8 protein-coding genes are annotated in these 9,206 nt (G+C 59.1%); 5 read left to right on the top strand and 3 right to left on the bottom strand.

Translation table 11 applies throughout. From position 1 onward, the window contains the following. The 5 genes from KZO25_RS16460 to KZO25_RS16440 form a co-directional block, all read left to right on the top strand. A partial coding sequence (locus KZO25_RS16460; protein ID WP_223137814.1) for an RHS repeat-associated core domain-containing protein occupies positions 1–1,951 on the top strand: 1,951 nt, incomplete at its 5' end. Between the two features lie 9 nt (positions 1,952–1,960). Next, a complete protein-coding gene (locus KZO25_RS16455; RefSeq protein ID WP_223137813.1) occupies positions 1,961–2,848 on the top strand; it encodes a tetratricopeptide repeat protein in 888 nt (295 codons plus the stop codon). Between the two features lie 109 nt (positions 2,849–2,957). Further along, the gene (locus tag KZO25_RS16450) at positions 2,958–3,737 is read left to right on the top strand and encodes a hypothetical protein (RefSeq protein WP_223137812.1); all 780 of its coding nucleotides are present in this window, start codon (positions 2,958–2,960) and stop codon (positions 3,735–3,737) included. Further along, positions 3,706–4,047 carry a hypothetical protein gene (locus KZO25_RS16445; protein WP_223137811.1) on the top strand — a complete coding sequence of 114 codons (342 nt, stop codon included), beginning with the start codon at positions 3,706–3,708 and terminating at the stop codon, positions 4,045–4,047. Before KZO25_RS16450 ends, KZO25_RS16445 begins: the two co-directional genes overlap by 32 nt. Positions 4,048–4,377: 330 nt before the next feature. Next, positions 4,378–4,935 (top strand): hypothetical protein, encoded by a 558-nt coding sequence (locus tag KZO25_RS16440; RefSeq protein WP_262489092.1) that lies wholly within the window; start codon positions 4,378–4,380, stop codon positions 4,933–4,935. Between the two features lie 148 nt (positions 4,936–5,083). Here KZO25_RS16440 and KZO25_RS16435 read toward each other — a convergent pair whose 3' ends face one another. From KZO25_RS16435 to KZO25_RS16425, 3 genes are all read right to left on the bottom strand, one after another. Then, the gene (locus KZO25_RS16435) at positions 5,084–5,983 is read right to left on the bottom strand and encodes a hydroxymethylglutaryl-CoA lyase (protein ID WP_223137810.1); all 900 of its coding nucleotides are present in this window, start codon (positions 5,981–5,983) and stop codon (positions 5,084–5,086) included. A 219-nt stretch (positions 5,984–6,202) separates the two neighbouring features. Next, entirely contained in the window at positions 6,203–8,254 is a 2,052-nt protein-coding gene (locus tag KZO25_RS16430) for an acetyl/propionyl/methylcrotonyl-CoA carboxylase subunit alpha (protein ID WP_223137809.1), read from the bottom strand. Further along, a complete protein-coding gene (locus tag KZO25_RS16425) occupies positions 8,251–9,102 on the bottom strand; it encodes an enoyl-CoA hydratase/isomerase family protein (RefSeq protein WP_223137808.1) in 852 nt (283 codons plus the stop codon). The genes KZO25_RS16430 and KZO25_RS16425 overlap by 4 nt, the downstream gene beginning before the upstream one ends. Positions 9,103–9,206 lie beyond the last annotated feature (104 nt).

Raw genomic sequence — 9,206 nt, 5'->3', positions numbered from 1 at the left:
CGTCAGCGAGACTGGCCCGGACGGCCGCGAGCAGCGCTACGCCTATGATACCGCCGGCCAGCTGATCGAGCGCACCGAAGTCAGCCGGCACGGCCTCGACGGGCAAGTGCTCGCCATTCGCTATGACTACGACGCCAGTGGCCGCCTGACCGCTCGCCACCTGCCGGCCACCGAGCACGCCCCGGCCAGCTCCGAACGCTATCAATGGCGCGCCGACGGCCAGCTCGGCGGCGTCGGTAACGCCCAAGGCGAGGTGACCTTCGCCTACGACGCCGCGGGGCGCTCCATCGGCGAACACCAGCGCCATCATGCCATCGGCGATGACGCCGCCTGGCAGTGGCAGCACCAGCAGCGGTTCACCGCCACCGGCGCGCCCCAGGCCAGCCGCTACGGCGAACTGCCCGAACTCGCCTGGCACACCTATGGCAGCGGCCACCTGCACGGCCTCAGCGCGCCCGGACTGGGCCTCGAACTCGCTCTCGAGCCCGACGCCCTGCACCGCGAGACCCAGCGTCGCCTGAACAGTGCCGGTCAGCCCCAGCCGCTGATCCTCGAGCGTGGCTATACCGAACTCGGCCAACTGGACCGCCTCAGCCTGCGCGGTCCCGGCAGCGCCAAAGGCGAGCAGCACTACCGCTACGATGCCCAGGGCCGGCTCAGCTTCCGCAGCCAGGGCAGTACCAGCCCGGTCATCGCCTACAGCTACGATGCGGCGGGTCGTCTCATCGCCAGCCAGCACGGCGACCGCGCCCACCGCTACCCGGTGGATGCCGCCGGCAATCGGCTGAGTGCCCAACCTGGTGAACCCGCGCGGCCGAACGCAGCCAACCAGCTCAACGAACTCGACGGCAGCCGCTACCGCTTCGATGGTGCCGGCAACCTGATCGAGCGTGAAGCCCCCAACGGCGAGCGGCTAAGCCTCGGCTACGACGGCGCCAATCGCCTGGTGCAGCTGACCCGCACCAGCGCCCAAGGCACCACCGAAGAAGCCCGCTACCGCTACGACGCCCTGGGCCGACGCATCGCCAAGACGGTACGCCACGACAACGGCATCACCACCACCACCACCACCACCCACTACGGCTGGGATGGCGATCGCCTGGTGCACGAAGAAACCGACAACCAGCGCACCACTGTGGTCTACGAACCCGGCAGCTTCGTGCCGATGCTCAGAATCGATCAAGCCGGCCACGACGCGCCCAAGCAGATCAGCGCCTACGTCACCGACGCCCTGGGCACGCCGATGCAACTCGTCACACCGAGAGGCGACACCCTGTGGCAGGCCCAGCCCGACGACTGGGCGGCAGTCACCAACGAGCAGGGCCGCACCGCACAGCCCATCCGCTTCCAGGGGCAGTGGCAGGACGAAGAAAGTGGCCTCTACTACAACCGCCACCGCTACTACGACCCGCAGCAGGGCCGATACATCAGCCAGGATCCCATTGGCCTGAAGGGCGGCAGGAACCTGTATGGCTATGTCAGCAACCCGACAGGGATGGTGGATCCGTTGGGGTTGGAGGGCATTGTTGATAGACGGATCAGGCCAGACGCTAGAAGTCTAATGGGTATGAATGGTCTGGACCCTAGAAATAATAATCAAATTATTGAAGCCTGTATGAGCGATTTGCATGATTGGTTGGATTTGGCTGATTATTCAGGAGCAGTTAACTCCAAGAAATCAGTCATGGCTACATTGGCGAAACAACCTGGCTTTGGGTTCCTGGCTATTTTTAGTAAGCAAGCCTTAATGCAGGGCACATGCTCTAGTATGAATAACTATGGAAGTCTAATTGATGAAAGGACTGGAGATGTTATCGTCGACTTTGAGGTCTGGCCAGGCCCTGTGCCGGAAGAGATATTAAATCGTCGTCAGATAGATGTGTCGGCAGACCCTGGGGCTCAGGCAAGAAGAATTCTTGAGCAAGGGGCTTATGGAATGTTTTTCCGATAGGAGGCTGTTGTGAAGTTTAAGTTAACATTTGTGGCATTGCTTGTTGCTTTGTTGTATTTTTTTGTGCCTTCTGTATCCTCCCAAACCTTGGAGGAAGGTGAGGTCGCTTACCGTAATGGTGACTTTTCTACTGCGCTTGATAACTTCAGAGCTTTATCTGAGGAAGGTAATGACGAAGCAATAATTCTTCTAGCTGGAATGTATTTAAGAGGAGAGGGTGTCGAAAAAAATTATGCAATGGCTGCGCAATGGTATCAGTTGGCGGCTGATCAGGGGAACCCTATAGCTCAGAATAACTTGGCATGGATGTATGAGGTGGGTAGAGGTGTTGATCGAGACCCCCAAGAAGCCATGAGATTGTATCGCCTTTCCGCTGAAGAGGGTACTGCGGTGGCGCAGCAGAATCTAGGGTTAATGTTTTTTTATGGTAGAGGGAGCAATATTGATTACTCTGAAGCGGCAAAGTGGTTCCGTTTGGCAGCAGAGCAAGGGTTGGCTAAGTCTCAAGAATATTTAGGAAATATCAATTATTTTGGTATTGGCATTCAGCCTGATTATGAAGAGGCTGCGCAGTGGTTCCTATTGGCTGCGGAGCAAGGGGCTGTAACCCCACAATACCAGCTGGGCGTACTTTATTTGAATGGTGAGGGAGTTCCGCAGAATGAGGCTATTGCAGCTGAATGGTTTCATAAATCTGCTGAGCAAGGTGGGGAGCGTGCCCAATATAACTTGGGGGCTATGTATGAGAACGGCTGGGGAGTTGAGCAAGATTACGATAAGGCCGTTTACTGGTACAAAATTGCGGCTGATCAAGGAGTTGAAGAAGCTCAGACTGCTTTAGAGGAGCTAGCAGAAGAGGGTGTTGACACGGCTATTGAGGTGGTAGGTTTGAAGTGAGAGCGTGCGTGTCGAGTTTTCTCGGTCAACAATTGAAAAATGCTCTTGTGTCGGTGGCTCTTACAGCGGGTATGTTTTTTAGAAAGGCTAGGTTTATTAGGGAGAGGGTGTGTTTCTAAGATTTTTTCTTGGCTCGCTGTACCTTATGGGGCAGCATCGTTATGCTATATTGAAAGGCGTTGCCTTTCCATCATTTATTTATTTGGCCCTTCAGGCTGTGATTTATGGTCTGTCCAATGGCGGTCCTTCATTAAACGATATTGGCTTGTTGTTGCATATCCCTATATCCCTTGCCGAGATAGCAATTGTGGTAATTATTGCTATAAGCACTATGCGAACTGTGCTGTTGGATGAAAGGCCAGAAGTGTTCCGGTTTTCCAAGCGAGAGCTCAGATTCTTTCTTTATTATATGGGGTTCTTGATTGTATGGCTCATACCAAGCATGCTTATTGGTGCGACATCAACCCTTGCTTTACATAGTATTTGGATGGCTTTTGTCCTATTGGTATTTTTCCTGGTGCCTTTGTTTTTCACTTTAAGATTGTCATTGGTTCTTGTGGGCGTGGCGATTGATAGAAAAATTTCGTTGAGAGATTCCTTCAGCATGACCCATAGGCCTCAGTGGGCGCTATTCATCTCGCTTGCCATATTCAGTGCTTTGTTTTCTGTGTTTTATTTTTTGTGGGGAGGTGTTGCCGGTCTGATAAATTCTGAAAGTTTAAATCTAATATCTGCGTTGCTGTTTTTTCCGCTATTTGATATATTCGCTTATGTTCTTATATCTGCTATTTTGGCGGTATTGTATTCCGAGTCTTATCAAGCGTTTTCAACGAAACGGGTGCATCAGAAGCATCGCCGTGATCACTCGCCAGGAGAGGCGCCTAGTTGACTGCCTTGGCGGTAGCGTGCCTACAGCGCCTGAGCTGGTTAAAAAGGGAACTGGAATTTTATGGAAGAAAAATATGGCAATTGAAGATGTAAGGAAAATAGGGATATTTTATAGGTTTCTTTGCGCCCTTATATCATTGTTTTGTCTCATTGCTCTGGCAGGAGTTTTTGCATTTGGTCGTGATGGAGGTTTTTATTCACAAATGTGGGTTTTTGTTGCGATAATAGGTTTGCTTTTATATGTCTCACTGACCATAGTGATAACAGGCTATCCGCCAAATTTCTTAAAATGGACCTCTGGGAGTGAGTGAAGAAATGCGATGTTGAGTTCTGGTAAATATTTGGCTGTGTTTGCTGTAACGGCCTTTGTGTCTCTTCCGTCAAATGTTTATCTTTTTAATCATTGGATGGCTGCTTTTCTCGCTGCTCTGTTTTTCGTTCCTATGCTGGGTGCCAGACCACGTATGGAGAAAAGTGTGCTTAATGCTATATTTGTGGGCTTTTACGCGTCTGCTTTCGTGTCGCTCATCGTATGCCTGGTTTACTATTATCCTTGATTTTCTAATTTTTAAGAGATTTTCTGTTTTATTGCAATACAATCTGGTTATATTTACGTGGCCCATGCTATACGGGGTGAAATGATGAGGCTTCCACAATTCGCTTCCCACTACTATCTACGCGAGACTGGCCCGTTTCGAAGCCTCTCTGAGCTTCCGGCCGGCTCTGAAGATCCCGTCTTCCTGGATATTCTGACTCGTCATCAGCGTGATCCTGGCTATCGACGGCGCTATGGCAGGAATTACATTGGGGTCCGGCGTGAGGTTGAAGATCGGCTGCGTGAACTGTTCATAGCGCGAGGGGGTAAGCCGCGCCGCCGCCATCCCTTTTATCTGGTGCTGGGAGAGTCTCCTTGGTTTCGCGATCTGAACGTGGACCACAGTGAGTTGAGAATTCCTCTCTCGGCGCTCGACCCTGAAGTGACGTCCTTGACTTACCCGGATAGCTTTATCGCGCTAACCCGAGACGATAAGCCGTACCATAACCAAGTATTCCTGCTTAGCGAGATCGACGAGCTGGTTACCCGATTCGGAATTCCTGAAAATGATCGCGTAGTGCCTTATGAGCGTTATTGGGAAAGTGATTTTGAGCTCTATATCGAGGTGCAGCTTTGGGATGATCCGCCTGGATTCAATGGCTAGCAGGCTCAATTTCAGCTCGTCGAGTTCGTGTGCATCCAAGCTTTGCGATTATTGAGTACCCAAGCTCCAATTAAGCGATATCTTGTGCCAATTCCAAAGCCCCCGAGCCATTCATCTGACTCAGGGGCTTTCCGTTTCTACCCCGTGATCACTTCGCCGCCAGCGCCGCCCCCACCTTCGAGCGATTCGGCCGGCCGATGGTCTGGGTGATCCAGGTGCCGGTGTCGGCGAGCTTGTCGAGGTCGATACCGGTCTCGATGCCGAGGCCGTTGAGCAGGTAGATGACGTCTTCGCTGGCCACGTTGCCGGAGGCGCCCTTGGCGTAGGGGCAGCCGCCGAGGCCGGCAACGGAGCTGTCGACCACGCTAATGCCTTCTTCCAGCACGGCGTAGAGGTTGGCGAGTGCCTGGCCGTAGGTGTCGTGGAAGTGGGCGGCGAGCTTGTCCATGGGGATGTCACGGCTCACCGCTTCGATCATGCGCTTGGCAGCGAGCGGGGTGCCGACGCCGATGGTGTCGCCCAGCGACACCTCGTAGCAGCCCATCTCATAGAGCGCCTTGGAGACTTCGGCCACCTTGGCGGGTGCGATCTCGCCTTCATAGGGGCAGCCGAGCACGCAGGAGACGTAGCCGCGCACCCGCACGCCGGCCTGCTGTGCACGCTCCAGTACCGGGATGAAGCGCTCCAGGGATTCAGCGACGGAGCAGTTGATGTTCTTCTGCGAGAAGGCCTCACTTGCCGCGCCGAATACCGCCACTTCCTCGACGCCGCACTCCAGCGCCGCTTCCAGCCCCTTGAGGTTGGGGGTGAGAGCGGCGTAGGTGACACCTTGGCGGCGCGTGAGGCCGGTCATCACCTCGCGGTGGTCGGCCATCTGGGGTACCCACTTGGGGGAGACGAAGCTGGCGGCCTCGATGTAGGCAATGCCGGCGGCGCCCAGGCGGTCGATGAGCTCGAGCTTGGTGGCCGTGTCGATCGGGTTGGGTTCGTTTTGCAGTCCGTCGCGGGGGCCGACCTCGACCAGGCGCACGGATTTGGGGAATGTCATGGCGGTGCCTCCAGCAGTGGCTGTTGATTCGGGAGGCCTTCGGCCTCCTGTCGCGACGGGAACCGGCGCTCCTACAGCTGTCTTAGCTTAGGTTGGCGTCCTCATCGGGAGGCCTTCGGCCTCCAGTCGCGATGCAGAGTCGGGGCGCCGAACCGAGCGCTCCTACAGCTTTTTTTTCTTCTGTTGCGGTTGGTGCGGGAGGCCTGTGGCCTCCCTTTTTTACTGGTCGGCGGCGAATTCGAGCAGTACGTCGCCTTGGCCGACGGTGTCGCCGCCCTGGAAGTGGAAGTTTTCCACGTGGCCGTCGGCGGGGGCGGTCATGGTGTGTTCCATCTTCATGGCTTCCATGACCATCAGCGGCATCCCTTTCTCGACGCGCTGGCCGGGTTCGACGAGCAGCGCCACCACGGTGCCGTGCATGGGCGCGGTGAGGGTCGATTCGGCTTCGTGGTGGCCGTGGTCGATGGCGTCGATGCGGCGCCAGAACAGCCGGGTTTCACCGCGCGGGTCGACCATGACGACGACGTTGCCGTCGCGGCGTGCCTGCAGGCGGCGGCGGTGGCCGTTGAGGGTCACGGCGACGGCGTCGCCAGCCAGCGGTTGCAGGCTGGCGGTGAGGGTCTCGCCACGGATGGTCAGGGTCCAGAGGGCGTCACCGCTGTGGCGGGTGCCGTCGACCACCACCACGGTGTCGGCGTCTTCGCTGTCCTGCACGTGCGCCGGGTCGCACAGGGCGATGCGGATGCTGTGCGGGGCGTTGAGGCGGAAGCCGTCGTGGCGGTCCCAGGGGGAGTCGCTTTCGCACTCGCGGGCGAGCTGGTTGAGGCCCACCAGGGCGGCACCGGCGTACTCTTCGATGCTGTACTGCTTGGGGGCGAAGAGGGTGGCTTCATTGCGCTCGATAAAGCGGGTGTCGAGATCACAGGCCTTGAACGCCGGGTGTGTCGCCAGGCGCTGCAGGAAGGCGCGGTTGGTCACGACGCCCTGCACGTCCAGCGCGGCCAGGGCGCGGTTTAGGGTGGCGAGTGCCTGGTCGCGGTCGTCACCGTGGACGATCAGCTTGGCCAGCATCGGGTCGTAGTGCATGGACACGGCGTCGCCGGTCTCCACGCCGCTGTCCAGGCGCACGCGCGCAGGATCCAGGCCGGCGCCTTCCAGGTCCATGGCGAACTGGGTGAGCAGGCCGGTGGCGGGCAGGAAGTCCTGGTCCGGGTCTTCGGCGTAGAGCCGCGCCTCGAAGCTATGGCCGGTGATGGTCAGCTCGTCCTGGGTGCAGGGCAGGGCTTCGCCCATGGCCACGCGCAACTGCCACTCGACCAGGTCCTGGCCGGTGATCATCTCGGTGACGGGGTGCTCCACCTGCAGGCGGGTATTCATCTCCATGAAGAAGAAGGAGCCGTCCGCATCGAGGAGGAACTCGACGGTGCCGGCGCCCACGTAGCCGATCTCCTTGGCGGCGCGCACGGCGGCGTCGCCCATCTTGCTACGCAGTTCCGCGGTCATGCCGGGGGCAGGGGCTTCCTCGAGCACCTTCTGGTGGCGGCGCTGCACGGAGCAGTCGCGTTCGAAAAGGTAGACGCCGTTGCCGTGTGAATCGCAGAACACCTGGACCTCGACGTGGCGTGGCTGGGTCAGGTACTTCTCGATCAGCATGCGGGTGTCGCCGAAGGCGGCCTGGGACTCGCGGCGGCAGCCGTCCAGTGCGGCCTGGAACTGCTCGGGGGCCTCGACCACGCGCATGCCCTTGCCGCCGCCGCCGGCGCTGGCCTTGAGCAGCACCGGGTAGCCGATCTTGTCGGCCTCGGCCTTGAGCAGGGCGTCGTTCTGGTCGTTACCGTGGTAGCCCGGCACCAGCGGCACGCCGGCGTTAGCCATGCGTGCCTTGGCGGCAGACTTGTCGCCCATGGCGGCGATCGCCGAGGCGGGCGGGCCGACGAAGACGATGCCGGCCTGGTCCAGCGCTTCGACGAAGCCGCCGTTCTCGGAGAGGAAGCCGTAGCCGGGGTGGATGGCGCCGGCGCCGGTGCGCTTGGCGGCCTCGACCACGGCCTCGACCTTGAGATAGCTCTCACGGGCGGCAGCCGGACCCAGGCGCACGGCCTCATCGGCCTCGCGCACGTGGCGGGCACTGGCGTCGGCGTCGGAGTAGACGGCCACGGTGCGCAGGCCCATGGCGCGGGCGGTACGCATGACGCGGCAGGCAATTTCGCCGCGGTTGGCCACCAGCAGGGTGTCGAACTGGCTAGTACGTGTTTGCGGTGTCTGGCTCATGAGCGTCGCTCCGTGTCGGCTGACGTCTTGGTTGAAGCGGCGGTGTCGTCGACCCAGGCGGGGCGGCGCTTCTCGAAGAAACTGGAAAGGCCTTCCTGACCCTCGGCGCTGACGCGTAGCTCGGCGATCACCTTGCAGGTGTGTTCGCGGGTGGCCTTGCTGTCGGGCTCCCGGGCGACCTCGAAGAGCAGTGCCTTGGTGGCGCGCTGGGCCTGGGGCGAGCCGCCGAGCAGGGTGCCGATCATCGCCTCGACGGCCTCGTCCAGCTCGTCGAGTCCGACGACCTGGTGGCTCAGGCTCAGGGTGAGGCTGGTGGCGGCATCGACCACTTCGGCGGAGAGGGCGAAGCGGCGCATCTGGCGCGGACCGATGGCCCGCTGCACGTAGGGGCTGATCACCGCCGGCGACAGGCCGATCTTGACCTCGGAGAGGCAGAACTTGGCCTTGTCGGAGGCGATGACGATGTCGCAGCAGGCGGCCAGGCCCACGGCGCCACCGAACGCCGCACCCTGCACCCGACAGATGGTAGGGCAGGGCAGGGTGTCGAGACGGTGCATCAACTGCGAGAGCTTGCGAGAGTCCGCCAGGTTGCCCTCGAAGTCGTACTCGACCATGCGCTTCATCCAACCCAGGTCGGCGCCGGCGGAGAAGTTCTTGCCCTCGGAGCCCAGTACCACCACGCGCACATGGCCATGGTGGGCGTCGTCGTGGAGCTGCTCCAGGTGGGCGTTGAGCTCGGCAATCAGGCTGTCGTCGAAGGCGTTATGCACCTCCGGACGATCGAGTGTCAGCCAGGCGACGCCGCGGTCGTCGATGGTCAGGCGGGAGAAGGTATCGTTTGATGACATGTCAGTACCCTTGATTCGTTTCTGTCGGGGTGCGGCTTGGTATTCCGGCTCTGCTGCACGGCGGCTGTCGTCATGCTTTCGCCTCGAGGCCGCCGTCGCGAGCT

The sequence above is a fragment of the Halomonas sp. ANAO-440 genome (genome assembly GCF_019915905.1).
Lineage (GTDB): Bacteria > Pseudomonadota > Gammaproteobacteria > Pseudomonadales > Halomonadaceae > Halomonas > Halomonas chromatireducens.
The sequence above is the reverse complement of the archived record's forward strand: the minus strand, read 5'-3'. Positions and strand labels throughout refer to the sequence as shown.